Source organism: Neobacillus cucumis (genome assembly GCF_023715505.1).
The window spans coordinates 184634-210308 of sequence record NZ_JAMBOH010000004.1; the positions used below are offsets into that span (position 1 = coordinate 184634).

The window sequence follows — 25675 nt, forward strand, 5'->3', positions numbered from 1 at the left end:
AAAAACGATCTCGATTTACAATTGAGATCGTTTTTTATCTACAGGTATGAAAGGAAGACGCTTCCGCTTTTATAATTTAATTTTTTTTACCGCCAACCATTTTCCATCCAGTCCGGTATTTCGCACTTTCATCAGTAAATTCAGTTCTACGCTTACCACCGAATATTTTTTCCCCAATACCATTGGTTATAACACCCATTAAAGCAGTAATGCCAATAATTAATAAAGCAACGATCATCAAATCTGTTATGTAAGCACCCATCATGAATTCCTCCATTAAGTTAATTAAAGAAAACGATCTGATTATAAACCTTCCCTTATTTTATTGTAAAAGAACTCGTAATTTATTGAAAGTAAAAATTATAGAAATTCATCAATTAATGAATGCGTTTTCATTTAGTGCCATTTAATTGAGAATTGAAGTTAAGAGTAAATTAAGATTAGACTTTTAAAATGAAGGCAGTAAAAAAGCATGCACCTTTCCGTATGGCAATTACCCATATAGAAAGGTGCTGAATACGAAGATTTTAATGTTGGAAGTAATTTTTTTAAATGTAGAAGCTTTATAATGGAAAAAAATATGAAACCTTTTAGAAAATTATTCGTCTAATACCATGTAACCAAATAAATTGAAATTAGCTTCTGTGGATATTATTTTTCAAAAAAGGGATACCTTTTTTTGAGACAGTGGTGTATAATTTATGATAGAAATTACTTATTTATAATTATTTTAATTACGAAAAAAAGGGTTTCTTCCACAATAAAAATGGGTACATGACTATATAAGATTACAAGTATGTAAATTAAAGAGGAGTGTGAAGAACGGATGGTTACACTATACACTTCACCAAGTTGTACATCATGCAGGAAAGCAAAATCATGGTTAGAAGAACATGAAATTCCATACACTGAAAGAAATATCTTCTCTGAGCCATTATCCATGGACGAGATTAAGGAAATTTTACGAATGACTGAAGATGGTACGGATGAGATCATCTCTACAAGGTCAAAAACTTTTCAAAAGTTAGATGTAAACTTGGATTTAATGCCATTACAGGATTTATTTAAATTAATAAAAGAAAATCCTGGTTTGTTACGCCGCCCAATCATTATTGATGAAAAACGTCTACAGGTTGGTTATAATGAGGACGAAATCAGACGCTTCTTACCTAGAAGGGTTAGAACTTTTCAGTTGCGTGAAGCGCAAAAAATGGTTAATTAAATAAAAGACCTTCTTATGAAGGTCTTTTTTTCTATACGCATTTAATTTGAATATTATCATTCATTTTGCTATGATTAAGGGAATATCTTATATTAATCATTAGGCTAACTAACGGTTTTTAAGATTTTATTTTTTTTTATTTCCCATATAAGTACTTTTGTCATAAAATGAAAGTACAAGAGTATTTCCTTTTTTAGATGTCAATCATAATAGTATTATCTGCTTGGGGGTATTTGTCCCTTCAATACGGAAACGGAAGGGAGAGGTTATGATGGAGATTGAACGAATTGATGAATATACTGTGAAATTCTACATTTCCTACGGTGATATTGAGGAGAGAGGCTTTGATCGCGAAGAAATCTGGTACAATCGAGAGCGCAGTGAGGAACTCTTTTGGGAAATGATGGATGAAGTTCATGGTGAGGAAGATTTTGTTGTTGAAGGCCCACTATGGATCCAAGTCCAAGCACTTGATAAGGGGTTAGAGGTTCTTGTTACCAAGGCCCAACTCTCAAAAGACGGACAAAAGTTTGAGCTCCCTATCCCTAATGACAAAATAAAGGACATTCCCGTTGATGACAAAATTGAAGAGATCTTAGATCAGCACTTTAGTCATCATCATACAGATGAAGATGAATTAATGCTAGAGGAAGAGACTTTGGAATTCCTACTTGCCTTTAAGGATTTTGAAGATATTATTAGCTTATCAAATCGAGAAGGTTTAGATAATTTAGATACAAAGCTTTATCACTTTGATGGAAAATATTATTTATATACTGAATTTCCCGAAGATGTATATGAAGAAGATGAAATAGATGATATTCTCAGTATTTTATTGGAATATGGTTACGAGACACAGCTTACCATTCATCGAATTCAAGAATACGGTAAAGAGATTATGCCGAAAGACGTATTCTCGGAAATACGAAAATATTTTAGCTAATAATTATACCGATTTCACATTTGAAATCGGTCTTTTTATCATTGGATATATTTGAAAATTTTGGCAGGTGAGTGCACTGAAAAACACGGTTAGGGTGGTCTTATTTTTAGCTATTTTATCCGGATTATTGTTTTATTTTAAAGACCAACTGGAAAGCGGCATCTTCGGATTCTTGAGTGTTTTAATTACACTGTCTGTTATTTTTATAGGGTTTGTCATTTTCTTTGAGAATCGTCATCCTACACAAACCATTACCTGGCTAGTGGTTTTAGGAAGTTTTCCGTTAATCGGGTTTATTTTTTATTTATTGTTCGGGCGCAATTATCGAAAGGAAAGGATGTTTAGAAAGAAATATTTCCTTGATAAGCAAGCGTTTCTAACCGTTGAGGGAGAGGACGATCTAAGGAGTCAGGAGAAACTCAGTTTAATGGGGCAACATCAGGGGAAATTATTTAGGCTGGCTCAGAAACTGGGGAATAGTCCGATTTCCTTTGATACCTCTACAAAAGTTTTAACAAATGGAGAGGAAACCTTTCGACACATTACCGAACAACTAAAAAGGGCAAGACATCATATTCACCTTGAATATTATATTGTTCGTCACGATCTGATCGGTCAGGAAATTAAAGAAATATTAATTCAAAAGGCAAGTGAAGGTGTTAAGATTCGATTTCTTTTTGATGCGGTCGGCTCCTGGCAGCTTTCTAAAAGCTACATTAATGATTTAAGAAATGCGGGTATTGAAGCTGTTTCGTTTGGGCCTGTAAAATTGCCTTTTTTAAATAATAAATTTAACTTCCGTAATCACCGAAAGATTATTGTCATTGATGGGACCATTGGATTTGTAGGCGGGTTGAACATCGGGGATGAATATTTAGGGAGAAACGAAGAAATTGGGTTTTGGCGTGATACCCATTTAATGCTGAAGGGCGAAGCAGTCCGTACACTCCAATTAATCTTTTTACAAGACTGGTATTATATGACCAATCATAGCTTTCTAACAGCGGAATACCTTTCACCTCAATTAGATAATAAACGTCATGGTGGTGTACAGCTTATTGCAGGGGGGCCTGATAATGAATGGAGCGTCATTAAAAATATCTTTTTCTCCATGATTGCATCAGCTGAAAAATCTGTTTGGATTGCATCCCCATATTTTATCCCAGATGAAGATATATTCTCAGCAATTAAAGTGGCAGCCCTGAGTGGTGTCGATGTAAGACTCCTTGTGCCAAATCGCCCAGATAAACGAATCGTCTTTCATGCATCAAGATCCTATTTTCCAGAATTGCTTGAAGCTGGGGTAAAAGTGTATGAATATGAGCGCGGGTTTATGCATAGTAAAATTATAATTGTCGACAACGAACTCGCTTCGATTGGAACCTCTAATATGGATATGAGGAGTTTTCACTTGAATTTTGAAGTGAATGCATTTTTATTCCGAACTAAAAGTACGGAAGAGCTTGTGGAAGAGTACACCAATGATTTAAAGTATGCTAGACAGCTCGATATGAAAACCTTTCAGCAAAGGCATATTGGTTTTAGAATTTTAGAATCAACCGCTAGGTTATTATCACCACTACTTTAATTATATGAAAATGTAGAAACTCGTCGAAAAACCGGCGAGTTTTTTAATAATTAAAAGGATTATGGTGGGGGATAGTCGAATTGATAGATATAAAAGGAGGGGAATGTTTTGTTAACTGCATTAACCAAAACTGGGAAAAAGATTTGCTTAGGGTTTGATTACAAGAAGGAAACACTTATGTCACTGCGCGATAAGGAGGAATTTGTTTGTCCAGTCTGTAGGGAAACAGTTTTGCTGAGACTGGGGGATCAAAGAATCTTTCACTTTGCCCATAAACAAAGTAGTCAATGCCGTGAACTTTACGAGAATGAAACTTATGAGCATCTAGAGGGGAAGAGGCAGCTTTTTCAGTGGCTTCTCAAACAAAATATAGGATCAGTTCTTGAGTATTATGATCGAAACATCCAGCAGCGGCCCGATATTATGTTTAAATATAATGGCCAAAGGTATGCATTAGAATATCAATGTTCTACATTACCTGATAAAGTTTTGACGAAAAGAACTAATACTTATTTAGAAAATGGTTATACCCCGTTATGGGTCATATCTAGCAGCCATCTTCATCAAAAACGAAAAGATCTTATTACATTGTCAAACTTCCAATATTCATTTTTAAGAACTGCATCATCCGGGAAACTTTATATCCCTGCTTATTGCCCCGATAAACAACTCTTTCAATTAGTGGAATCAATTACTCCCTTCTCCATAAAAAATTCTTTCGCACATCTTTCATCACTACCAATTCAAACCATTGAGCTGGATGCTATACTAGAACCACAGAATGACCATCCCATTTCCCAGTCAAGCTGGAATAGGGAAGTGGAAAGATATATGTTTAACTGGGCCCTTCATCCAAGGACCGAGCATAAGCCCTTTTTGCAGGAGATTTATAACCAAGGATTAAATATCTTCCTGTTTCCTCCTGAAATTGGTCTGCCAGTTGCCCATTCTGTCCTTATTCAAACACCTCCGTTTATTTGGCAAACCTATTTGTTTGTCGATATTTTAGCCCACAAAAATACCAAAGATTTAATCACGCTCAAAGAGGTTAACACTTCCTATCAAAAAAGAGTCCAAAAAAAACAGATCATAGTTCGTCATCTGCCACAAGTGAAAAATGCAACTCCGTTTACGGCAATGATTGAGTATCTAGAACTTCTTGTGAAAATAAATTTCCTTAAAAAGAAAGGTGACAGGATATTTGAAGTGCAAAAGAAAATTCTAATCCCTCATACCAACCGTGAAAGAGAAGAAGCAAAACAGAATTTCTTAGCCCAATATGAAAATGTGCAATCAAGATGATAGAAGTGGGAAATTAATACTAATAACCCCCATATGGGCATAATATAGTAGGAGGGTATTTCGATTTGTTTTTAAAGGATATAAGCAAAATAAGGAGAATAATTTAATAGTAAGTATTTCCAAGTAAAATGAATGGAGGATAAATAATGGCGAATGAAACAAAAGTAAAGCAGCTGCCAGCAAGAAGTGAAATTCCTGTTGAGGATACGTGGAAATTAGAAGATATTTTTGCGAGTGATCAGGATTGGGAAAAAGAGTTTCAAGAAATTAAGAAAGAGATACCTGAGATAAAGCAATACGAAGGAAAACTAGGAGAAAGTGCTGAAACGCTCTATCAAGCTTTACAGTTTCAAGACAAATTGTTAGAACGAATCGGTAAGCTCTATACATATTCCCATATGCGCTATGACCAAGATACAACGAACTCCTTCTACCAAGGCTTAGATGACAGGATGAAGAATCTCTATTCCCAAGCGGCCAGCCAGCTAGCATTTATTGTTCCGGAAATTCTATCAATTGACGAAGAGAAAGTAAATAGTTTCTTAAATGAAAAGGCAGAATTAAAATTATATCAACATGCAATTGAAGAAATCAATTTACAAAGACCACATGTACTTAGTGCAGAACAGGAGGCGTTACTCGCTGAAGCTAGTGAAGTAATGGATGCCTCTAGTAATACTTTTGGTATGTTGAACAATGCAGACTTAGAATTTCCCACCATTCAAGATGAAAACGGCGAGGAGGTCGAAGTAACTCACGGACGTTACAGCCGCTTCTTGGAAAGTGCAGATCAGCGTGTCAGACGTGACGCTTTTGCCGCCGTTTATAAGACTTATGGAGCTTTTAAAAATACTTTTGCAAGTACGCTAAGCGGGAATGTAAAAAAGGATAATTTCAATGCGAGAATACGGAAATATGATTCCGCAAGACATGCGGCATTATCAGCGAATAACATTCCTGAGAGTGTTTATGATAACCTAGTGAATACAGTGACGGAAAATCTTCACTTGTTACATCGCTATATAAAGCTCCGTAAGAAGGTACTCGGACTTGAGGAGCTTCATATGTATGATTTGTATACACCGCTGGTGAAAGATGTAAAAATGGAAATTAAGTATGAGGAAGCAAAAGATTTAGTGGTAAAGGGTCTAGCACCATTAGGTGAGGAATATTCAAATATCCTTACAGAAGGATTCGAAAACCGCTGGGTGGATGTTCATGAGAACAAAGGTAAACGCAGTGGTGCCTACTCATCCGGAGCCTATGGCACGCATCCTTACATTTTAATGAACTGGCAGGATAATGTAAATAATTTATTTACGCTTGCTCATGAATTTGGCCACTCCGTGCATAGTTACTATACTCGCAAAAACCAGCCGTATGCATATGGTAATTACTCCATATTTGTGGCGGAAGTAGCCTCCACCTGTAATGAGGCACTGCTCAATGACTATTTATTAAAAACCATTGATGATGAACAAAAAAGAATTTACCTACTGAATCATTATTTGGAGGGCTTTAGGGGGACTGTGTTCCGTCAGACCATGTTTGCTGAATTTGAACACTTAATTCATCAGAAGGCACAAAATAATGAGGCATTGACCGCTGATTCCTTAACTGAAGCTTATTATGCATTAAATAAGAAGTATTTCGGGGAAGAGGATATTGTTATTGATGAGGAAATCGGTTTGGAATGGGCAAGAATTCCGCATTTTTATTACAACTATTATGTATATCAATATGCTACAGGATTTAGTGCTGCAACAGCATTAAGCAAACAGATTCTTGAAGAAGGCGAGCCTGCTGTGAAGCGTTATATTGAAGAATTCCTCAGTGCAGGAAGTTCCGATTATCCAATTGAGGTTCTTAAAAAGGCAGGAGTAGATATGACCAGTGCTGCTCCAATTGCGGATGCTTGTAAGGTATTTGAAGAAAAATTAAATGAATTAGAAAAACTGTTATCCTAAGAACAGCGAAGGGGCCCGTTTAGCAAAACAAACTAGCGATTGGCACTAGATCAGGGCAATTACCAAAGGTTATGTACTTTTAAAAATGGGATGGAGCGTTTAGGCTCCAACCCATTTAAAAGCCTCTAAAACGTCTCCGATCATTTAGATAAACAATAAAAATAAGTATAGATATAAACAGGATGGGCGCACTTAGCAGCATAGGGAAAATGTGAATTAATGCAAGGAGATTAAGAAAAAAGGCAAGCGCAATAAAAAGAATCATAATGATATAAGGTAATTTGCCCATTTAAAAGCCACCTTTTTGTTTACTTATTTTAAGTCTATTGTCCAAATCGTGAATTTATTACTATATGACAATATTGTGAAATAAAGCACAAGCTTATTGTCATAGGCTGATGCAGCATGGTATATTCTATACGTGAAGTTGATCACAACAAACATATACCCCTTTTGTTTGACCGTGAAAAATTTCTCCCATCCCCTTTGTTCGTATTAATAGAAAAATGCCTTACAGTCGGAAATGCTGTGAGGCATTTTTAATTCAGTTGAAAAACCTAATTATAAAAAAAGACAAGTGCCAATCGTCTCGTGATTGACACTTGTCTATTCATCAATATATCGCCAAAATGTACCATATTTAGCTGGTATTTGCTCAACCACCTGCTTTAACAAGAGCTTTTTCATTTCCCGTTCAATTTGCGAAATCGACATATTATAAACAACGGCAATTTCCTTTGAAGCAACAAACTTAAAAAACTTAAGAAATGATTCTAATGGCGGCGGTGGTGATTTCTCCGGTCTTTCAGAAAGCATTTCTTCTAATATTTGTACATAAACCTCATAGTGGTAAGAACCGGCAATTTTAATCCCTTCATCCTCAATATTTTCATTGAAAAATACCAGGGTTGGAATTTCAGTTACATCCATCTCGGAAGTAATTTTTAAATCACATTGAAAGGCCTTGGCCGCGCTGTCGGAATGAATATCTTTCATGAATTCCTCGACATCTAAGCCAGCACTATCCGCACATTCCTTTAATACTTCTAAGTTTGAAGGGTTTTGCTTTTCTAAAAATAACATTTCCTGGATTCTGCGAAAGAAACGTAATCCCGCTCGTCTTCCTTGTAATTCAGCCGCTTTAATCGCTATGGAGACAATATAAGGATTATCAATCGGATTCTCTAACCAAAGACTGCCGTCGCAAGACATCCCCGACCTGCTGGCTGTTTTTTCCCAAACTTGAGCAATATTTTCATAGTTCTTCTTTTTACTCAAATTTAAGTTAGCTAATCGTCCACTTAATACATGTTTAATGGAAAAGTACCGGCCATACTCAATTCGAAGTTTTTTGACAATCGGCTCTAATGCCCAGCACTCAGGACATAGCGGGTCAATAAACATATATATTTCGATTGGTTTTTTCTCATTCCCATTGAAAGAATTCTTGGGAACAGGTGACGAAGAATTATTCACAATTTTCACCCGTAATCTCGCCATCATCAGGCGTGTTAATCATATGTTGGGCAGTAAGATGCAGTCGCGCGTAAAATTCCTCTCTTACCGGCCCTTCTAATCCGATTATATCCATCGCTTTCTTCATACATGATAACCAAGCCCTTGCACGGGTTGGTGTAACGGGAAATGGTAAATGACGTGCACGCATCATCGGGTGACCATGTTCTTCTGTATACAGAGGAGGACCTCCTAAATATTGTGTTAAAAATTGCTTTTGTTTCCGGGCAATCTCAGAAAATTGATTCGGAAATATGGGCGCAAGGTCAGGATGTTGTGCAACAAGGCTATAGAAAGTGTCGACAAGACGGTGCAGTGTATCTTCACCAATAACTTCAAATGGTGTAAGTTTATTATCGATCATGTTGACAACTCCTTTCATCGATATTGTATTCATATTTTAACAATGCCCATTTCATATCTCAAATGAATTGCCTTGAAAAAGACTGATTTTTAAAATTGAAACTTTTTAATCTCATGGCTTTATCAAACTAGCGTGTTGATTTCCGCTCTAATCACGCTAATTATTATCACTAACCTTTAACACACCCTATGTAATAAAAGTGGCTGTTCCTATTTAGTTTTAGTTTGTTTATATTTTTGATTATAGAAACGGCGGACTTTATTTTGGGTTTGCCGTTCTGGGATTTTAAATCGGGCTAGAAGTGCGTGAAAACTTTTAAGGCCTTCTTGATAATCACCTACTTCATATTCCATTTCATAATCTTCATGTTCAAGATAGATACTGTGGTCAAGTACGAGTAGTCCATTATCATAGGAAATCTCTGCTCGATTAGTCATAAGTGAACCAAAATATTCAATTTTGGCGAAAGGGATGTTATTATCTTGTATTAATTGTTTTATTTGTCCACCAGGTAGTCTGCCTTCATTAATAGCCGCAGTTGTTTCCTCGTAAGTTAATTTTTGATTAGTTTCAAGCAGCCCAATCTCTCTTGGCTGTTTAAGAGTCATCACATAGTCCGTGCCTTTTTTTCGAATCCTTAATGCACTATCTGCTTTTTTTAAAGCAAAATCTGGCGTATCAAAGTACAGATTCTCCTGAGTGAAAATATGCTTTTCCCCAATGTTAAACGAAAGTAAAATTCTTTCATATTCTGCTTTTGTTAGCATGTTTTTAAACTCAATTTCAATATTTTGTGACATCTTTTGTCTTCCTTTCGCCATTAAGATAATTTCATCATACCGATGAACGTTGGATGCTGTCTAGTTTCCGCTTATTGATCATTTTAAAAAAGCAATCCTTGGGAGAAATGGTCCGATTATGCTAAAATAGGAAAGTGAAAGATGGAGGTTTAGTCATGAAGAAGAAAATAATCATTCAAACAGCAATAGTAACCGATCATAAACTAATTTTAGAAACTGATGAATCTATTACCGGGTTAATTCCTAGTGAGCAAATACTTGTTGATTCAGATAATAGTGCATTTATTTACCTTTTGGAGGATCAAGAAGACTATACATATATTGTTTTAGCGGAAGACTTCTGGTCTTATTTAAAAACAGCAAATGAACTAAAACTACCTGTACTTGTTAAATCTAATCAAGAACAAATTGAACTCATAAACTTTCATGATGAACTAGAATATATCCTGAGCAATATTAAAGGCAATAGTAACTATGGTGATGAGTTTGTAACGAAAGTGGAGGGATTTTTCCTAACTGTTTGAGCTTTGCGCTGAAGCGGAAAAAAGTTTCGCTCATCTAAACAATTTGGTTTTCTTTGAGGTGAATTCATGAAGCATTGGGATCAATTTTTAGCACCATATAAACAGGCAGTTTCTGAATTGAAAGTAAAATTAAAAGGGATGAGAGGGCAGTATGAGTTAGATTCCTCTCATTCACCGATTGAATTTGTAACAGGCAGAGTCAAACCAATTGCAAGTATTCTTGATAAAGCGAACCAAAAAGGGATTCCGCTTGAAAGCTTGGAAGAGGAGATGCAGGATATAGCCGGCATGCGGATTATGTGTCAGTTTGTCGATGATATTCATACTGTGGTTAATTTATTAAGGATTCGCAACGATTTTGAAATTGTAGAAGAAAGAGATTATATTTCTCACGAAAAAACAAGTGGATACCGCTCATACCATGTTGTCATTCAATATCCCGTCCAAACTATTCATGGGGAAAAGAAAATTCTTGCTGAAATCCAAATAAGGACGTTAGCGATGAATTTCTGGGCGACCATCGAACATTCACTTAACTATAAATACAAAGGAGTATTTCCTTCAGATATCAAAATGAGATTACTAAGAGCTGCAGAAGCGGCATTTCGTTTAGACGAGGAAATGTCTTTAATACGTGGTGAAATCCAGGAAGCACAAGCATTTTTTACCCGAAAAAAGGAATTGACACAAGAGGAAAAAAACTAACATCCGCCTGTGAATGCCGATTTGTAAGGAGAAAATAAGATGAAATTTGCGATTACATCAAAAGGGGATCAAAAGTCCAATATTTTAATGAGTAAAATGAGGACATATTTACTTGACTTTGATCTTATTTACGATGAAGATCAACCTGATATTGTTGTTTCCATTGGCGGTGACGGGACACTTCTCTATGCGTTCCACCGCTACAGCAGCCGGCTAAGTAAAACAGCATTCGTCGGAATACATACTGGGCACCTTGGATTTTACGCAGATTGGATACCGGATGAAATTGAAAAGCTGGTAATAGCCATCGCAAAAACCCCATATCAAGTTGTAGAGTACCCGCTTCTTGAAGTCATTATCCGCTACACACATGCCGGAAAAGAATCCCGTTACTTAGCACTGAATGAATCTACGGTGAAAAGTGTCGAGGGTACACTTGTGATGGATGTAGAAATTCGAGGAGAGCATTTTGAACGGTTCCGTGGTGATGGCCTTTGCATTTCTACTCCATCAGGCAGTACAGCTTATAATAAAGCTCTTGGCGGGGCGATCATTCATCCGTCGATTTCAGCCTTACAAGTTGCAGAAATGGCTTCTATTAATAACAGGGTGTTTCGAACAGTTGGCTCTCCGCTAATATTGCCAGCACACCATACCTGTATGCTTAAGCCAGTAAAAAAATCTGATTTTCAGGTAACCATTGATCACCTGACACTACTTCATAAGGACGTTAAATCGATCCAATATAGGGTACCAGAAGAAAAAATTCGTTTTGCCCGCTTTAGACCGTTTCCATTTTGGAAAAGGGTCCATGATTCATTTATATCTGATTAAGCCGGAGGACCTTGTTGATGGAAGCACGTTTTAAGTTGAACTGGATTATTGATAAGTCCAGTGCGGGTTTATTAGTTAAAGAGTTCTTAAAACAAGAAGAAATCTCCCGAATTGCTTTAACGGATATTAAATTTAGAGGCGGCTTTATTCTTGTTAATAATGAGGAAGTGAATGTAAGATATAAGCTAAACGAAGGTGATTCGTTGTCTGTGATTTTTCCTGCTGAAATTCCGAGTGAGGGAGTTATGGCGGAGAATATCCCGTTAACCATATTGTATGAAGATGAATTTTTACTTGTGGTAAACAAACCAGCGATGATGAACACGATCCCATCTCGTGAACATCCGAAAGGCAGCCTTGCAAATGCTCTTGTGGGATATTACCAGCGAGTGGGGATTCAGGCGACTTCCCATATTGTCACAAGGCTAGACCGTGACACTTCAGGAATAGTTTTAATCGCTAAGCACCGTCATGTTCATCATTTATTTAGTAAAATGCAGCAAAATGGATTGGTGAAAAGGACATACGAAGCTTTTGCAAGTGGTATACTTGAAGTTGATAATGGAACTATTATTGAACCGATTGGCCGCAAACAGGATAGCATTATTGAACGGGAAGTACGGGCTGATGGTCAATATGCTTGTACCCATTATAAGGTAATTAAGAGCTACTCTACATTTACTCATCTCGAGCTTAGACTTGAAACAGGGCGTACACATCAGATAAGAGTTCATATGTCGTTCTTAGGACATCCTCTGCTCGGAGATGATTTATATGGAGGAGATACTTCCTTAATCAAACGGCAAGCCCTTCATTGTAAAAAAATTCAATTCCTTCATCCCTTTTATAAAAAAGATATGTCCTTTTCGGCTCCACCCCCGGAGGATATGAATCGTATTTTAGAGGCTGACCTGCTTGAATAGCGGTCAGCCTTTTGTATTATTTTCAAACGAAACTAATCAAATTGTTTAAATTTTTCTTGAACATGTGGCATAGTAGAAGGAACAGACACCAATTCCATCTCCGGATAACGTAATGCCGTCAATTTACCGCCAAACACAGCTCCTGTATCTATGTTATACGTGTTATTAATAATACGGGGCTCTTTGACCGGAGTATGACCATAAACAATACAGGCATTGCCATGATAATTTTTTGCCCAATCCAACCTAACTGGTGATCCATCCGGATTTTTTTTACCAGTAATATCACCATAAAGGACAAATTCTTTTACTTTTCCATGTGTTTGGCCGATATATTCCTGTTTAATACCGGCATGTGCTATAACAAGCTTTCCATTGTCCAATACTAAGTAGAGTGGGGCTTTTTCATACAGCTCGATAAATTTTTTTCGAATGGATTGTTGATCTTTTTTATATAATGATTCATATTCAGCTACCGTGGTTTCTAGCCCGTGTGTCACCTGAACTTTATTTCCGAGAAAAAAGCGATACAGCTTATTGCAATGATTGCCTGGTGTGTAATGCGCATTTTGGTGTTGGACTACGAGCTGCCAAACGACCTCAATCACCTTAATGGATGCAGGCCCTCTGTCCGTTAAGTCACCAACAAAACCAAGAGTCCTTCCTGAGGAATGGACTGGTAACCCTGTTTCCCAACTGTAACCAAGCTTTAAAGTTAGTTCTTTCAATTCGTTAAAACAACCGTGTATGTCACCGATAATATCAATTTTCATAGGATGGCACCCCCTGTTAGTTCTTATTTATCTTTAGTTTATTCAGTTGCTTTTATAAGAAGGAATCCTAGTTTTGAAAGGTGGTTTAAATAATGGAACAACACATTTCTGTACTTTCGCTGCTTGTAGTTGTGACTACAGCATTTTTAACACCAATTATTCTGCATCGATTTAAATTGAATTTTATCCCGGTTGTGGTTGCAGAAATTATTATGGGTCTCATGATTGGGAAAAGCGGCTTCGATATTGTCCATCAGGATGCCTGGCTGTCCACCCTTTCGACACTAGGCTTCATTTTCCTTATGTTTTTAAGCGGGCTAGAAATTGATTTTACCGCCTTTCGCGGCAGCAAAAAACGGGATGCACTTGCTAATGGAAAAAAGGAGCCCAATACTTTTGTTACAGCAACGACGGTTTTTGCTGGAATTTTTATATTCTCCCTAATACTATCCTATCTATTTGTTCTAGCAGGATTTATTGATAATGCCTTTTTGATGACGTTAATTATCTCAACCATTTCCCTTGGAGTAGTAGTGCCCACATTAAAAGAGGCCCATTTGATGAAAACGGTCATCGGGCAAATCATCTTGCTTGTTGCGGTAATAGCCGATTTAGTAACAATGATTTTATTAGCCGTATTTGTTTCAATATATGAGGCTGGCCATGGGAATACGTGGCTGCTCTTGATATTATTTGGAGCAGGTATTGTTCTTTATTTTATTGGTAAGAAATTTAAAACTCGAACCTTTATTGAAACATTGTCAACAGGAACTGTGCAAATTGGCACAAGGGCGGTATTTACATTGATTATTGTACTGGTGGGCTTATCAGAGACGGTCGGTGCGGAGAATATCCTTGGCGCCTTTCTAGCCGGTGTTTTAGTTTCATTACTATCCCCCAACCAGGAACTCGTCCATAAACTTGATTCCTTTGGCTATGGCTTTTTAATCCCTATCTTTTTTGTGATGGTTGGGGTTAATCTGGATGTTTGGTCACTCTTTAGTGAAAAGAAGCTTCTATTGCTTATACCGCTATTATTGATTGGACTGCTTTTATCAAAGCTTGTGCCAGTTTTTCTATTAAAGATTTGGTATGATACGAAAACGGTTATTTCTTCAGGCTTTTTGCTAACCTCCACGCTTTCACTTGTGATTGCAGCTGCAACCATTGGTGAAAGGATGGAAGTAATAACTCCCCAAATGAGTGGAACCTTGATATTGGTGGCCGTGATTACATCAATTTTTACACCAATGGTTTTCAAAAAGCTCTTTCCGTTGGAGGCTGTGAAAAGCAAAAAGGTTAGTGTGGCATTTTTAGGTGCTAACCAGGTAACTCTATCTTTATCACAAGATTTAAAGTCAGGCCTTTATGCTCCGATTCTTTATCATACGAAAATGGAGAAATCAGATAAACAAATTGCTAATTCACTCTTTGATATTGTTGAAATCATCGATTACTCCATCGATTCTATTTCCAGAGCAAATGTTTTTCAATCAGAAATTGTAGTCATTTCTACTGGTGATGAGAATTTAAATGCAAGTTTGTCTATTGAAGCGAAGGAAAAAGGTGTTTCCAGGGTCATAGCCCGGATTGAAAGCATAGAACTAGAACAAAAATTACGTGAGCAAAATATTGAGGTGTTCTCTTCATTTATGTCGACAAAAACACTGCTTCGGGCATTAATTGAATCCCCAACAGTTATTAATATCTTGACCAATCAAGAGACAGGGCTTTATGAAATCAAGATGTTAAACACACACTTTGATGGAATGCATTTGAGGCAATTTCCATTTACAGGCGATGTAATCTTTGTTCGTATTTTTAGAGGAAAGGATTCGATTGTCCCTCACGGTGATACGGAATTGCAAATGGATGATCGTTTAATTGTTACCGGATCAAAGGAGTATGTTGTTGAATTGAAGCGGGAATTGGAATTTTGTGAGACATGCTAAAGAGTTTGGGAAAGAATAGTATCCGAGCCTTTTCATTTAAGGGGAAGTAGTGTAAAATTAGTACCAAGTACTAATATCATGTAATTATAGTAGGAGGACTATTTCAATATGAATCTTTCGGGAAAAACTTTTGTTGTTATGGGTGTAGCTAATAAACGCAGTATTGCTTGGGGAATTGCCCGTTCACTTCACAATGCAGGAGCAAGATTAATTTTTACATATGCGGGTGAAAGAATTGAGAGCAGTGTTCGTGATTTAGCTAACTCTTTAGAGGCAGAGGGAACTCTTGTGCTTCCATGTGATGTAACAAGTGATGAAGCAATTGCAAGCTGCTTTGCTGAAATTAAGGAAGCTGTGGGTACCATTCATGGTTTAGCACACTGTATTGCGTTTGCAAAAACTGAAGACTTAAAAGGTGAGTTTGTAAGCACATCAAGGGATGGATTCCTGCTTGCACAAAATATCAGTTCATATTCGTTGACAGCAGTGGCGAAAGTAGCGCGCGAACTAATGACTGAAGGAGGAAGTATTGTAACTCTAACATACTTAGGCGGAGAGCGAGCTATTCCAAACTATAATGTAATGGGTGTTGCAAAAGCCTCTTTGGATGCAAGTGTCCGCTACTTGGCTTCTGATTTAGGAAAAGACGGAATTCGTGTTAATTCCATTTCTGCTGGTCCGATCCGAACATTATCAGCAAAGGCAATTGGGGAATTCAATTCGATTTTAAGTGAAATTGAAGCAAAAGCTCCATTACGGAGAACGACTACTCCAGAAGAAGTCGGTGACACAGCCCTATTCCTATTCAGTGATCTTTCACGGGGAATTACTGGCGAAAACATCCATGTAGATTCTGGTTACCATATCCTTTAAAAAAAACAGCCTGCTAGCTCTTTAGCAGGCTTTTTGTTTGCCATAAATGAACCAAGATAGGCATATCGCATATATATAATGTGTGTGATTTCGTAACAAGGAGGTGAATTGCTTGTCAACGAAGAAGAGCCAGGGACCCATGTTATTTATCCACCAGGCGTTTGTAAGGCCGCCTTCAAATTTAAATATGCAGGATGTTTATACGAATCGACAGGAACCAGCACCACTCGAGGATGAACAGCCAGTGCAACAAAAAACTAAGAAAACACTCTCCCCTGCAAAAGAGGAACTGGCAGCAAACGAGGATGAGCCGTCAGTGCTACAAGAAACAAAAAAAACAATCCCCCCTGCAAAAGAGGAACTGGTTCTTGAAAATCAGGATAACTCGGTGCAGCTTGAGGTTCAATCCACAGAAAAACCAAAGGGGAAACAAAGGTCTTTCTTAAAAAAGGTCAAACCATTTAAAGAGATGGAACTGCTTGAGCGTTTAGACTATCTAATGAACTTTCCAAAAGTTCTGCCCCCTGTACCATGCGTCTTTTATACTGCGCGAGGAAACTTTCAAGGTTATTTAACAGAATACACAGACCAAGATGTAACCATACGTTTCCACAATCAAACCTCGAAAACCATTCCATTAGAACAGTTAACTAACGTCATTATGATTGGAATACAGAGATAAAGAAAATAAAAAAGCCAGCCGTTTTACGACTGGCTCATTTGTTCAATTTTTGTTAATCATCTTAGAATCTGATTAATAGTAGCCTCGAGCTCCAAGTAATTGGTCAGCTTTAATACTGCTGTTTCGTCCTTAATTGCAAAGTCCAAGGTTAACATCAGCGATACATTGCACTGCACAGAAGCAGCTTAAGTCAACGGTGATGCAATCTCTGCTCGCGCGGAATCTGTCAACTTTACAAACCTTCTTAAGGTCAATGCAGCATTTTTCTCCGCCTGAAACGAGATTAACCGGAACAAACTGTCCATTGTTATCCCGATGGCCTGGTACTAACACACGAAGAGTTGCACAGCAGTTATCAAATACATCCTCAACGCGGAAGAAGATAGATACACATGCATCACATTCCTCTGTTAAGAATGCATGAAATGGCGTACCATCAGCAGTACTTAGAACAAATACACGCGTATCAACCGGGTCTCTCCTTGTAGGCGACACCATCGATCCTAGCGGTTCGGTAAAGCAGCTAGTACACTCAGTACATTCTTGTTCAACTGCTTCAACTGCATTATCTTGAATATCCTTAATCGCACGAACTACTTCGCAAACGCAGTTTTCACCGTGAAAGTTGTTATTATTTCCACAACCCATTAATTTTTCCTCCTTATTCCGTGATATATCTTACAGTACTAACATATTTATATGAGCGCTTTTGGGAAACGGACAAACGCCTTGTTTGTCAAAATTAGGCTGGTCAATCATCTATTTAATCTCAGAAAGGATAGTAGCCGGTATGAATATAACCTATTTAACGTTGCTTCTATTATCGCTGGCAAGCTTTCGGCTGACGAGATTGCTTGTTTTCGATCGAATCTTTGAGTTTATTCGCGAACCTTTTTTTGACGAAGTAAGGGAGGAACATGAAGGGGAAGTTGAAATTTATTATGTTCCCAAAAAAGCAGGAATTAAGAAGTTTATAGGTGAACTGCTTAGTTGTTATTGGTGTACAGGAGTGTGGTCAGCTGCCTTTATAGTCGGTTTTCATTATATCTGTCCAGAATTTTCTAGACCAATAATCTTAGTTTTAGCAGTGGCCGGTTTTGCTTCCCTGATGGAATTATGTGTCCAGCTTTTTATCGAAAAATAATGCTTTCGTGGAGACAAGATTCGTTAATTCGACATATTCTAACTAGTAGCAAACACTGAAAGGGGAGAGAAGAAGTGAACAATAAAAATCAAAACAAACAAATGACACAATCCATTCGCAAATCGACAACTACTAAGAAGAATAAAGGCTGCGGATGCAGTAAAAAAACTTCAAAGTAACGCAAAAACTGCTGGTAAAACTGGCAGTTTTTTTAATTTAAGGTGCCATAGTTATTCAGTTATAATTTTGCAGGATATAGAAAAAACTAAAGTAGTATTCAAACACTCAACGGGACAAGGAAAGTGAAGCATATGAAAGTGGCATATCGTTTGATTATAAGTGTGAGTTTATTATTGTTGACGGCATGTTCTCAAAATCAGCCGGTTAAAGAAAGTCAATTAGCGCTCATGAAAACAACAAATCCGCCCCCGCTTAGTACGGAGCGGGAAAACAATAGTGATCGGGTAGAGGATATCAAAAGAGATGTGAGTTCTTTACCAGAGCTATATGACGTTGCGGTTATCAAAGGAGAAAAAGATACATTAGTGGTCTATAAGGTAAAACATATGCACAGATTTAAAATGAAGACAATCGAAAAGAACTTAAATAAGAAGCTAGAAAAAAAACATCCAAAGGAAAACTTTACAGTATCAAGTGATTATAAGATTTTCTTGGAAGCTGTCAGGCTGAACGAGGGGATGAAATCAGGAAGGTTATCACATTCTAAGGCTGAAAAGCGTTTAGAGGAAATTGTTAAGATGACGGAAGATATGAAGTAAGAAAGGATGTATCAGGATGGCTAGCAAGCAGAAAAAGATGACCCCTCAGCAGAAAAACTATCAAACACTACAACAAAAACATGAACTAAAGCGTCCAGTTTTAAAAAATTGTATTAAAGCATTTTTAGTTGGCGGGATTATTTGTATGATTGGCCAAGCTGTCAGTTATTTCTACATATATTATTTTAACTTTACCGAGCAGAACGTTGGAAACCCTACTGTTGCAACAATGGTCTTTTTTTCGATGTTGTTAACTGGTTTTGGCGTTTATGACCACATTGGCCAATTTGCTGGTGCGGGGAGTGCGGTACCGGTAACTGGGTTCGGGAATTCAGTAATCTCTGCAGCCATTGAACACCGGACTGAAGGGTTTGTCCTCGGTGTTGGTGGAAATATGTTTAAGCTTGCAGGTTCAGTGATTTTATTCGGAGTGTTCTCAGCGTTTGTTGTTGCATTAATTAAGACGCTACTTGTGATGTGGGGGGTTTTGTAATTGTTAAAGGGGCAGCAATCATGGGTTTTTAACAATCGGCCAATGATTACAGCAACAGGTGTAACAGGGGGACCGTTTGAAGCAAACGGCAACTTGGCGAATGACTTTGACCTGCTGTACGATGATTTATGGATGGGACAAGATTCTTATGAAAAAGCCCATCGGTTATTGCTCGAAGAAGCAATTAAAACCGCGATAAAAAAAGGGAATATCCAAAAAGAACAGGTCCAGTTTTTATTTGCCGGTGACTTGATTAATCAGATCACTCCAACAAGCTTTGCCGCAAGGACCATGCAGATTCCCTACTTCGGTTTATTTGGCGCCTGCTCAACATCGATGGAGGGTTTAGCCTTATCTTCCTTTGTCGTTAATTATCAGGGGGCAAATTACGTTTTAACAGGGGCATCCAGCCATAACTCTGCTGTCGAAAAACAGTTTCGCTATCCAACCGAATACGGGGGACAGAAACCGCCAACTGCACAATGGACGATTACAGGTGCGGGAGTTGCGCTGGTTGAGCCGAATAAACCGGGTGAGAATAATCCGGTGACCACGTCGGCAACAATTGGAAAAGTCGTGGATATGGGTTTATCAGATCCTTTTAATATGGGCGGGGCAATGGCTCCCGCAGCCGCGGATACCATTACCGCTCATTTTCGTGATTTGCAATTAGATCCATCATATTATGATTTGATTGTGACAGGTGACCTTGGACGAATTGGTCATGATACTGCTTTTGAATTGTTAAATAAAAATGGACTGAAAGTGGATAAAAAACAATTTCAGGATTGTGGATTATTGATGTATAAAGATGACCAGCCTGTTCAAGCCGGTGGCAGTGGAGCGGGGTGTTCGGCGACTGTCTTATATGGACATTTACTAAATGAAATGAAAAAGGGGACATACAAACGAATATTAGTCGTCGCTACAGGAGCATTATTGTCCCCGCTAAGCTTTCAACAAAAAGAGACAATTCCATGTATTGCCCATGCTGTTGCAATTGAGATGAATGGTGAAAAGGGGTGAATCGATGCTTGCAATGTTTTTTTGGGCCTTTGTTGTAGGCGGATTAATTTGTGTAGTAGGGCAATTATTGTTTGATGTAGCGAAACTCACACCGGGCCATACCATGAGCTTGCTGGTGGTTGCTGGAGCGGTCTTAGATGGGTTAGGGTTATATGAGCCACTGGTTGATTTTGCAGGTGCCGGAGCAACGATCCCGATTACCAGTTTTGGAAATTCTCTTGTTCATGGGGCACTCCAAGACGCTAAAGCACATGGAATTATTGGCGTTTTAACTGGGATGTTCCAAGTAACAAGCTCTGGTATTTCTGCTGCAATAATTTTTGGGTTTATTGGCGCACTAATTTTTAAGCCAAAAGGGTAAAATACTCATTTTTATAGCCAATTTTCCCATAAGGCTGTCATGCCTAGTACACATGATTAAGTAATTTCATATGTTATTAATGAGATTACCGAAAGTGAGGTGACAGTCTATGTGCTTTGGATACGGCGGCTACGGCTACGGCGGCGGTTATGGCTACGGTTCCACTTTCGTGCTTATCGTAGTATTATTCATCCTTTTAATCATTGTTGGCGCAAGCTTCTATTAATAGACAATGAGATGGAGGGGGCTGGACCTAAAAAGGGCCAGCCCTTTCTGTTATTACATAAGATTGAAGACAGTCCGAATATGTAACCCTTATCTTTGTAGTTAATTTCATCACATTCACCTTTTTTTCCCAACTTCATAGAATAAAGTAGTCTATGAAGGAGCGTGAAATTTTACCATGGATAATGGGTTCTTTAAGAACATAGAAAAGAAAACAGGCGTTAATATGAAAGATATTTTTGATTTAGCAAACTCCCTGCAAAATGCTAACTTTAAAGATGAAAAAACAGTTCGTAATGTCATCCGGAGAGTTTCTCAAATTGCCAATAAACCAGTAAGTAAAGACATGGAAGATCAAATCGTGAAATCGATTATTAACGATGGAAAACAGCTTGATTTTAATACAATTGCTCAAATGATGAATAAAAAGTAGAAAGGGGAATGACCAATTGTTTTTACAAATTGGTCTTCCTCTTTTTATTGATGGGAGCTAAAAATCTGGAACGATTAGCTTTCTTTCCCCGCCTGTTACTTGGAATGGAGATTAACAGCTCCTCCTTTGCTCTTGTCATCGCTACATAGAATAATCTTCTTTCTTCTTCAAGTGGAGCATAATCGCCGGCCCGGTAAGATTCAAGGGCAAAGTCGTGCGGTAAGCTACCGTCTACAGCACTGATCATATAAACGGTATTATATTCCAGCCCTTTAGCCCGGTGAATGGTACTAAGTGTGATGGCGTCAGTGAAATGTCTGCTCATATTCTTAATTTCCTTATTCATGGCCGACATATGCAGTGCGTGTTCCAACAAAGCCTCTATTTTTGTAAAGCTTTTGGATGCAACTTTAAGATCTTTTAAGTCATCAGAGCCTTTTTCAAGCTTACTCGATTCATTCCCTCGTTTCTTTAGAAAATCAAGGAATCCAATTTCTTTTTCAATTTGCTCAATCGCAACAGACGGCGATAAATGTTTAAGCCCGCGGATAAGGGTAACCGCCTTTTTTAATTTTTTCTCTTGAAAAGCGTGAGCAGTTTTTAGGTGCGAAAGGGCCTCTAGAAGGCTGCAATCCTTCAGAATGCTTTCGGCTTTTAGGTCTTTAAGGACCGATTGTTTTAAAAATAATAATGGCAGTAAATCGCTCATGGCATTCGGGTCGTCTTCATTTAGACTTACCTTAAGAAAGGAAAGGGCGCTTCTAACGATAAAACGATCGTAAAATGCCTCGGCATCTTGATCAATTTTAAAAGGGAGGTTCGAGGCGGCTAATCTTTCAAAGACTGCCCGCGAGCTGACATTTGTCCGATAAAGGATGGCAAAATCTCCGGGTTTCGCACCTTGTGAAATTCTCTCCTGTATATCGGTAACAATCATGGTAGCCTCTTCTTCTTCATCATATGGAAAAAACAATTGAGGAAGGATCCCTGAAGCGTATTGTGCTTCCATGCGTTTTAATCTGCGTTTTTTATTAAGGGCAATCATTTGATTAGCAGCAGCGACAATTTCATGTGAAGAACGATAATTCTGCTCAAGAGTTACTAATTTTGCCTTAGGAAAGTCTTTTTCAAAATCTAAAAGATAACTTGGGTCACTGCCCCTGAATGAGTAGATGGCCTGGTCATCATCACCAACCGCACAGACATTTTTATGTTTGCCAGATAACAGTTTAATCAGCTCATATTGAACCCTGTTTATATCTTGAAATTCATCAATTAGAAAGTATCTGAACTTGTCTTGGTAATACTCTAGAAGAGGAGGAGATGAAATAAATAACTGATAACAGCCAATTAACATATCGTCAAAATCAAATAATCCTTCTTTTTGTTTATATTCTTCATACTTTTTATATAAAAACACCGCGCTCTCTTCCCAATCAGATGTGGGTTTGACTTCATCCGGCATGAGAAGAGAATTTTTCCAAAAACCAATTTGCTGCAGTGCTAAATCATAAGCAAATTCCTTTTCAGACAATTGGAGGTCTTTCCCAGCCGCTTTAAGGATTTTATCGCGCTGCCAATCCTTCTTGAGTAATTTATTTGAGGACCAATGGGCAGCATCATGGAACATTAAGATTCGATAGAAGATACTGTGAAAGGTACCGGTAACAAGTTGATTGATCTTTCCTCGCTGAATATTTGGATAGGAAAGAAGGCGATTTTTCATTTCTGCAGCGGCCTTGGAGGTAAAAGTTACAAGCATTATAGAGCCAGGATCTACCTGTTTCACCTCGAGCATGTAAGCGGTTCTTGTGGTTAATACACGTGTTTTGCCGCTCCCTGCGCCTGCTAGGACTAATAACGAGCCATCTGTTTGGATGACGGCTTCTACTTGGCTTTTATCGAGGACCACACCTTTTTCAGCAAGCAATCGCAAATAGAGCGGCAGTTCCTGCTCTATATGTTTCTTGGATGGTGTATAAGGAATAGAGTATTCAATCGGTTTAGCAGGTTGAAATAGTTCTAAGTTTGTGTTTGTTACAGTAATGGTCCGTCCTTGGGGGATTTTGAAACCATTCCTCTCGATATAGTGTGGAGTAACATCCGATTTCTTAATGGGGTCAGAATCAAGGCATTTTTTTTCAGGTATATGGACATGAAAAAAATGTGGCTCCATCCCGATGCCGAGAAATAATCTTACTTTTTCATGGCAGGTGGGACAGTCAAGTTCTCCATTTTTTCCTGCTAGATATATTTTTTGGTACTGATCTCGAGCCAATTGTGAGAGTTGAATAAGCTGTTGTTGATAGAAAGCTGTTTTCATATATTAAAACCTCTATTTCGCGAAAATAACACATGTTCTATCTTAACAAAACCAGCCAGCTTCTGAAAGGGTTTGATTCATTATCTAGTTAAAAGAAGCACCTGCCGGTTAGTCGGCAAGTGCTTCTGTAGGAATTTGTTTTACCATTGTTTTATGAGGAATACCTGCATCCAAAAATTCTTCCGATACTACCTCATAGCCAAGTCCTGCATAGAAGGGAATCGCATGGGTTTGGGCATTTAGTTTTAGTTTGTGTAAGCCTTGTTTCCGAGCGAAGGTTTCGATGGCATTCATCATTTTTCTTCCTGCTCCGGATTTACGGGCTTCTTTTAACACACAAATCCGTTCGACTTTACCATAACCATCAACTACTCGAAATCTCCCTGCAGCAAGTGGATTGTCGGTATCTCCATACATAACAAAATGTGTGGCGTCATCCTCGTATTGGTCTATTTCCTCTTCAATCGGAACATTTTGCTCCTTAACGAAAACAATTTTTCTAATTGAAAAGGCATCTTCAAGTTCTTTTTGATTTTCAACAACTTTGATTTTCACGTCTTACGATTCCTTTCCAAGCCGAAATGTTTCATATACGGTCCAAGAACCATTCTCTAATTGATAAAGCAGATGAAAGCGGTCAATCGTTTCTTCATGATCAATTTTTGTCATCCGGAGTGACCCATAAACATCAGAGTGTTCATCATTTGACAGCTTTTGGCCAATCGTAATATGAGGGACAAAGGCATATTCTGTATTTTCATCATTCAATTCGCGATTGATATCCGAATGTAGGGTGGAAAGTTCGTTCGTTGGCTCCACCTTAAAATAGATTACATTATTTACTGGCTTGAAGGAACTGATTTTCGCCGTTTTTAAAGAAAAAGGGCCAGTCTTTTCAGCAATTTTACGTAGTTTATCAGCAAAAATCTTGGCATTTTCTTCTGTTGCTTCAAAAGCACTTTTTAATGTCAAGTGAGGAGGGATAAGAGCATAATGCGGATCGTAACGTTTACGATAAGAATTCACAACATCTTGAAGCTTTTTCGATGGGAAAATGACAACACCAAATTTCATGCGGTTACCTCCAATATAGAAATTATTTTACAAAAACATTGATAAAATCGCTTTCAATTATTATAGCAAATTTTCTAAATACATTAAATAAATTAAAATTTCTATAGAAGTTCTAAAAAAACATTTTAAGCGCCCGCTTTAAATCAGGCTGCCAATAGGTCCATGTATGGGTACCATTAAATTCTTCAAAAAAGTATGTAATTGGTTTTGCTTTTAATTTTTTTGCAAGTACCCTGTTTGGACGTAAAAAGTCTTTTACTTTTCCGTCCGTTGTTGGGACTTCTGTTTCTTGAGTTCCAATCACATGATAAATTTCTATAAGCTGCCCTTCTTTAAAATTTTCTACTAAATTGAGGACTTGCTCATCGACATATGGTGATTGAAGTACTACTTTTCCAAAGGAATGCGGATAGTGGACCGCTGTCATTAAGGAAACAGTGGCACCAAGAGAGTCACCAATTAATGCCCTAGTGGAACCCATTTGATAGGTTGGAAATTCCATATCTAGATAGGGAACTAATTCGTGTGCTAAAAAACGAATGTACTGGTGGTTTTGATCACCATCCGGATGGTATTTCCGACGTCGGTCTTGTACATTCTTATAGGGTACCCCAACAATAATTAAATTTTCAATTTCTTGTTTAAAAAGTAACTCATCTGCTAATCGCCCGATTCGGCCAAGCTGAAAATAATCTCTGCCGTCCTGAGCAATTAGCAGTGAGTATTTGAAAAGTGGTGAAAAGCTTGCTGGCAGATAGATAAGAATCTGCATGTTTTCTTGTAGTTCTGAGCTGTGAAAGGTATATTCTTTGATTGTGCCTTTTGGATACTGCATGGATTGCCCCCCGAA

The 25675-nt window shown here is 37.9% G+C and carries 30 protein-coding genes; 19 read left to right on the forward strand and 11 right to left on the reverse strand.

The features are described from left to right. Window positions 1-76: 76 nt before the first annotated feature. Entirely contained in the window at window positions 77-262 is a 186-nt protein-coding gene (locus M3226_RS08255) for a hypothetical protein (RefSeq protein WP_098528362.1), read from the reverse strand. 564 nt (window positions 263-826) lie between these two features. Here M3226_RS08255 and spxA point away from each other — a divergent pair. The 5 genes from spxA to pepF all read left to right on the forward strand — a co-directional run bounded on the left by spxA (window position 827) and on the right by pepF (window position 7022). After that, window positions 827-1222, forward strand: a complete 396-nt coding sequence (spxA, locus tag M3226_RS08260; RefSeq protein WP_251564266.1) for a transcriptional regulator SpxA — start codon at window positions 827-829, stop codon at window positions 1220-1222. 271 nt (window positions 1223-1493) lie between these two features. Then, window positions 1494-2165 (forward strand): adaptor protein MecA, encoded by a 672-nt coding sequence (gene mecA / locus M3226_RS08265; RefSeq protein WP_251564537.1) that lies wholly within the window; start codon window positions 1494-1496, stop codon window positions 2163-2165. Window positions 2166-2241: 76 nt separating this feature from the next. Further along, entirely contained in the window at window positions 2242-3753 is a 1512-nt protein-coding gene (gene cls, locus M3226_RS08270; protein WP_251564539.1) for a cardiolipin synthase, read from the forward strand. A 108-nt stretch (window positions 3754-3861) separates the two neighbouring features. Continuing rightward, entirely contained in the window at window positions 3862-5055 is a 1194-nt protein-coding gene (locus tag M3226_RS08275; RefSeq protein WP_251564268.1) for a competence protein CoiA, read from the forward strand. A gap of 146 nt (window positions 5056-5201) precedes the next feature. Beyond that, complete coding sequence (gene pepF / locus M3226_RS08280) at window positions 5202-7022, forward strand: oligoendopeptidase F (RefSeq protein ID WP_251564270.1); 1821 nt, start codon at window positions 5202-5204, stop codon at window positions 7020-7022. 115 nt (window positions 7023-7137) lie between these two features. Here the strand turns inward: pepF and M3226_RS08285 are convergent, their stop codons facing one another. The 4 genes from M3226_RS08285 to M3226_RS08300 all read right to left on the reverse strand — a co-directional run bounded on the left by M3226_RS08285 (window position 7138) and on the right by M3226_RS08300 (window position 9701). Next, entirely contained in the window at window positions 7138-7311 is a 174-nt protein-coding gene (locus tag M3226_RS08285; protein WP_251564272.1) for a hypothetical protein, read from the reverse strand. Between the two features lie 317 nt (window positions 7312-7628). Beyond that, a complete protein-coding gene (locus tag M3226_RS08290) occupies window positions 7629-8507 on the reverse strand; it encodes a ClpXP adapter SpxH family protein (RefSeq protein WP_251564273.1) in 879 nt (292 codons plus the stop codon). Further along, window positions 8491-8901 carry a globin domain-containing protein gene (locus M3226_RS08295; RefSeq protein WP_251564276.1) on the reverse strand — a complete coding sequence of 137 codons (411 nt, stop codon included), beginning with the start codon at window positions 8899-8901 and terminating at the stop codon, window positions 8491-8493. Before M3226_RS08295 ends, M3226_RS08290 begins: the two co-directional genes overlap by 17 nt. 209 nt (window positions 8902-9110) lie before the next feature. Continuing rightward, window positions 9111-9701, reverse strand: a complete 591-nt coding sequence (locus tag M3226_RS08300; RefSeq protein ID WP_251564278.1) for a CYTH domain-containing protein — start codon at window positions 9699-9701, stop codon at window positions 9111-9113. A gap of 155 nt (window positions 9702-9856) precedes the next feature. Between M3226_RS08300 and M3226_RS08305 the strand changes: the two genes are divergently transcribed. The 4 genes from M3226_RS08305 to M3226_RS08320 all read left to right on the forward strand — a co-directional run bounded on the left by M3226_RS08305 (window position 9857) and on the right by M3226_RS08320 (window position 12687). After that, the gene (locus M3226_RS08305) at window positions 9857-10225 is read left to right on the forward strand and encodes a UPF0738 family protein (protein WP_251564279.1); all 369 of its coding nucleotides are present in this window, start codon (window positions 9857-9859) and stop codon (window positions 10223-10225) included. A 66-nt stretch (window positions 10226-10291) separates the two neighbouring features. Further along, on the forward strand, window positions 10292-10930 hold the full coding sequence (locus M3226_RS08310) for a GTP pyrophosphokinase (RefSeq protein WP_251564282.1): 639 nt from the start codon (window positions 10292-10294) through the stop codon (window positions 10928-10930). Between the two features lie 39 nt (window positions 10931-10969). Next, window positions 10970-11764: an NAD kinase gene (locus M3226_RS08315; RefSeq protein ID WP_251564284.1), complete on the forward strand. Its 795-nt coding sequence runs from the start codon at window positions 10970-10972 to the stop codon at window positions 11762-11764. A 17-nt stretch (window positions 11765-11781) separates the two neighbouring features. Further along, window positions 11782-12687, forward strand: coding sequence for an RluA family pseudouridine synthase (locus M3226_RS08320; protein ID WP_251564286.1), 906 nt, complete (start codon window positions 11782-11784; stop codon window positions 12685-12687). 32 nt (window positions 12688-12719) lie between these two features. Here M3226_RS08320 and prpE read toward each other — a convergent pair whose 3' ends face one another. Next, a complete protein-coding gene (gene prpE, locus M3226_RS08325; RefSeq protein ID WP_251564288.1) occupies window positions 12720-13460 on the reverse strand; it encodes a bis(5'-nucleosyl)-tetraphosphatase PrpE in 741 nt (246 codons plus the stop codon). A gap of 92 nt (window positions 13461-13552) precedes the next feature. Here prpE and M3226_RS08330 point away from each other — a divergent pair, with 92 nt between their 5' ends. The 3 genes from M3226_RS08330 to M3226_RS08340 all read left to right on the forward strand — a co-directional run bounded on the left by M3226_RS08330 (window position 13553) and on the right by M3226_RS08340 (window position 16967). Then, the gene (locus M3226_RS08330; RefSeq protein ID WP_251564290.1) at window positions 13553-15412 is read left to right on the forward strand and encodes a monovalent cation:proton antiporter family protein; all 1860 of its coding nucleotides are present in this window, start codon (window positions 13553-13555) and stop codon (window positions 15410-15412) included. 108 nt (window positions 15413-15520) lie between these two features. Further along, window positions 15521-16285 carry an enoyl-ACP reductase FabI gene (gene fabI / locus M3226_RS08335; protein WP_144567491.1) on the forward strand — a complete coding sequence of 255 codons (765 nt, stop codon included), beginning with the start codon at window positions 15521-15523 and terminating at the stop codon, window positions 16283-16285. 112 nt (window positions 16286-16397) lie between these two features. Then, on the forward strand, window positions 16398-16967 hold the full coding sequence (locus tag M3226_RS08340; RefSeq protein WP_251564291.1) for a CotO family spore coat protein: 570 nt from the start codon (window positions 16398-16400) through the stop codon (window positions 16965-16967). A gap of 129 nt (window positions 16968-17096) precedes the next feature. On the opposite strand, the gene M3226_RS08345 is transcribed toward M3226_RS08340, so the two are convergent. Further along, a complete protein-coding gene (locus tag M3226_RS08345) occupies window positions 17097-17615 on the reverse strand; it encodes a CotY/CotZ family spore coat protein (protein WP_251564293.1) in 519 nt (172 codons plus the stop codon). Between the two features lie 142 nt (window positions 17616-17757). Between M3226_RS08345 and M3226_RS08350 the strand changes: the two genes are divergently transcribed. From M3226_RS08350 to M3226_RS08380, 7 genes are all read left to right on the forward strand, one after another. Further along, window positions 17758-18111: a DUF1360 domain-containing protein gene (locus tag M3226_RS08350; RefSeq protein ID WP_098528379.1), complete on the forward strand. Its 354-nt coding sequence runs from the start codon at window positions 17758-17760 to the stop codon at window positions 18109-18111. Between the two features lie 311 nt (window positions 18112-18422). After that, window positions 18423-18890: a YhcN/YlaJ family sporulation lipoprotein gene (locus M3226_RS08355; protein WP_251564295.1), complete on the forward strand. Its 468-nt coding sequence runs from the start codon at window positions 18423-18425 to the stop codon at window positions 18888-18890. Between the two features lie 16 nt (window positions 18891-18906). Next, a complete protein-coding gene (gene spoVAC / locus M3226_RS08360; RefSeq protein WP_098528381.1) occupies window positions 18907-19383 on the forward strand; it encodes a stage V sporulation protein AC in 477 nt (158 codons plus the stop codon). Continuing rightward, window positions 19384-20409, forward strand: coding sequence for a stage V sporulation protein AD (gene spoVAD, locus M3226_RS08365; protein WP_251564297.1), 1026 nt, complete (start codon window positions 19384-19386; stop codon window positions 20407-20409). A gap of 4 nt (window positions 20410-20413) precedes the next feature. Further along, window positions 20414-20770, forward strand: coding sequence for a stage V sporulation protein AE (gene spoVAE / locus M3226_RS08370; protein WP_144567497.1), 357 nt, complete (start codon window positions 20414-20416; stop codon window positions 20768-20770). Between the two features lie 109 nt (window positions 20771-20879). After that, entirely contained in the window at window positions 20880-20996 is a 117-nt protein-coding gene (locus M3226_RS08375; protein WP_098528384.1) for a YjcZ family sporulation protein, read from the forward strand. A gap of 177 nt (window positions 20997-21173) precedes the next feature. Then, entirely contained in the window at window positions 21174-21428 is a 255-nt protein-coding gene (locus M3226_RS08380; protein WP_098528385.1) for a stage VI sporulation protein F, read from the forward strand. Between the two features lie 22 nt (window positions 21429-21450). On the opposite strand, the gene M3226_RS08385 is transcribed toward M3226_RS08380, so the two are convergent. The 4 genes from M3226_RS08385 to M3226_RS08400 all read right to left on the reverse strand — a co-directional run bounded on the left by M3226_RS08385 (window position 21451) and on the right by M3226_RS08400 (window position 25660). Further along, complete coding sequence (locus M3226_RS08385) at window positions 21451-23751, reverse strand: UvrD-helicase domain-containing protein (RefSeq protein WP_251564299.1); 2301 nt, start codon at window positions 23749-23751, stop codon at window positions 21451-21453. Window positions 23752-23859: 108 nt separating this feature from the next. Next, entirely contained in the window at window positions 23860-24306 is a 447-nt protein-coding gene (locus M3226_RS08390) for a GNAT family N-acetyltransferase (RefSeq protein WP_251564301.1), read from the reverse strand. Window positions 24307-24309: 3 nt separating this feature from the next. Next, entirely contained in the window at window positions 24310-24825 is a 516-nt protein-coding gene (locus M3226_RS08395) for a YjcG family protein (RefSeq protein WP_251564303.1), read from the reverse strand. Between the two features lie 112 nt (window positions 24826-24937). After that, complete coding sequence (locus tag M3226_RS08400; protein WP_251564305.1) at window positions 24938-25660, reverse strand: alpha/beta hydrolase; 723 nt, start codon at window positions 25658-25660, stop codon at window positions 24938-24940. Window positions 25661-25675: the final 15 nt, after the last annotated feature.

Coding starts and splice junctions, on each gene's coding strand:
- M3226_RS08255 (WP_098528362.1), bottom strand. CDS start 262: ATGGGTGCTTACATAACAGATTTGATGATCGTTGCTTTATTAATTATT.
- spxA (WP_251564266.1), top strand. CDS start 827: ATGGTTACACTATACACTTCACCAAGTTGTACATCATGCAGGAAAGCA.
- mecA (WP_251564537.1), top strand. CDS start 1,494: ATGGAGATTGAACGAATTGATGAATATACTGTGAAATTCTACATTTCC.
- pepF (WP_251564270.1), top strand. CDS start 5,202: ATGGCGAATGAAACAAAAGTAAAGCAGCTGCCAGCAAGAAGTGAAATT.
- M3226_RS08285 (WP_251564272.1), bottom strand. CDS start 7,311: ATGGGCAAATTACCTTATATCATTATGATTCTTTTTATTGCGCTTGCC.
- M3226_RS08295 (WP_251564276.1), bottom strand. CDS start 8,901: ATGATCGATAATAAACTTACACCATTTGAAGTTATTGGTGAAGATACA.
- M3226_RS08300 (WP_251564278.1), bottom strand. CDS start 9,701: ATGTCACAAAATATTGAAATTGAGTTTAAAAACATGCTAACAAAAGCA.
- M3226_RS08305 (WP_251564279.1), top strand. CDS start 9,857: ATGAAGAAGAAAATAATCATTCAAACAGCAATAGTAACCGATCATAAA.
- M3226_RS08310 (WP_251564282.1), top strand. CDS start 10,292: ATGAAGCATTGGGATCAATTTTTAGCACCATATAAACAGGCAGTTTCT.
- M3226_RS08315 (WP_251564284.1), top strand. CDS start 10,970: ATGAAATTTGCGATTACATCAAAAGGGGATCAAAAGTCCAATATTTTA.
- M3226_RS08320 (WP_251564286.1), top strand. CDS start 11,782: ATGGAAGCACGTTTTAAGTTGAACTGGATTATTGATAAGTCCAGTGCG.
- prpE (WP_251564288.1), bottom strand. CDS start 13,460: ATGAAAATTGATATTATCGGTGACATACACGGTTGTTTTAACGAATTG.
- M3226_RS08330 (WP_251564290.1), top strand. CDS start 13,553: ATGGAACAACACATTTCTGTACTTTCGCTGCTTGTAGTTGTGACTACA.
- fabI (WP_144567491.1), top strand. CDS start 15,521: ATGAATCTTTCGGGAAAAACTTTTGTTGTTATGGGTGTAGCTAATAAA.
- M3226_RS08345 (WP_251564293.1), bottom strand. CDS start 17,615: ATGGGTTGTGGAAATAATAACAACTTTCACGGTGAAAACTGCGTTTGC.
- M3226_RS08350 (WP_098528379.1), top strand. CDS start 17,758: ATGAATATAACCTATTTAACGTTGCTTCTATTATCGCTGGCAAGCTTT.
- M3226_RS08355 (WP_251564295.1), top strand. CDS start 18,423: ATGAAAGTGGCATATCGTTTGATTATAAGTGTGAGTTTATTATTGTTG.
- spoVAC (WP_098528381.1), top strand. CDS start 18,907: ATGGCTAGCAAGCAGAAAAAGATGACCCCTCAGCAGAAAAACTATCAA.
- spoVAE (WP_144567497.1), top strand. CDS start 20,414: ATGCTTGCAATGTTTTTTTGGGCCTTTGTTGTAGGCGGATTAATTTGT.
- M3226_RS08375 (WP_098528384.1), top strand. CDS start 20,880: ATGTGCTTTGGATACGGCGGCTACGGCTACGGCGGCGGTTATGGCTAC.
- M3226_RS08380 (WP_098528385.1), top strand. CDS start 21,174: ATGGATAATGGGTTCTTTAAGAACATAGAAAAGAAAACAGGCGTTAAT.
- M3226_RS08385 (WP_251564299.1), bottom strand. CDS start 23,751: ATGAAAACAGCTTTCTATCAACAACAGCTTATTCAACTCTCACAATTG.
- M3226_RS08395 (WP_251564303.1), bottom strand. CDS start 24,825: ATGAAATTTGGTGTTGTCATTTTCCCATCGAAAAAGCTTCAAGATGTT.
- M3226_RS08400 (WP_251564305.1), bottom strand. CDS start 25,660: ATGCAGTATCCAAAAGGCACAATCAAAGAATATACCTTTCACAGCTCA.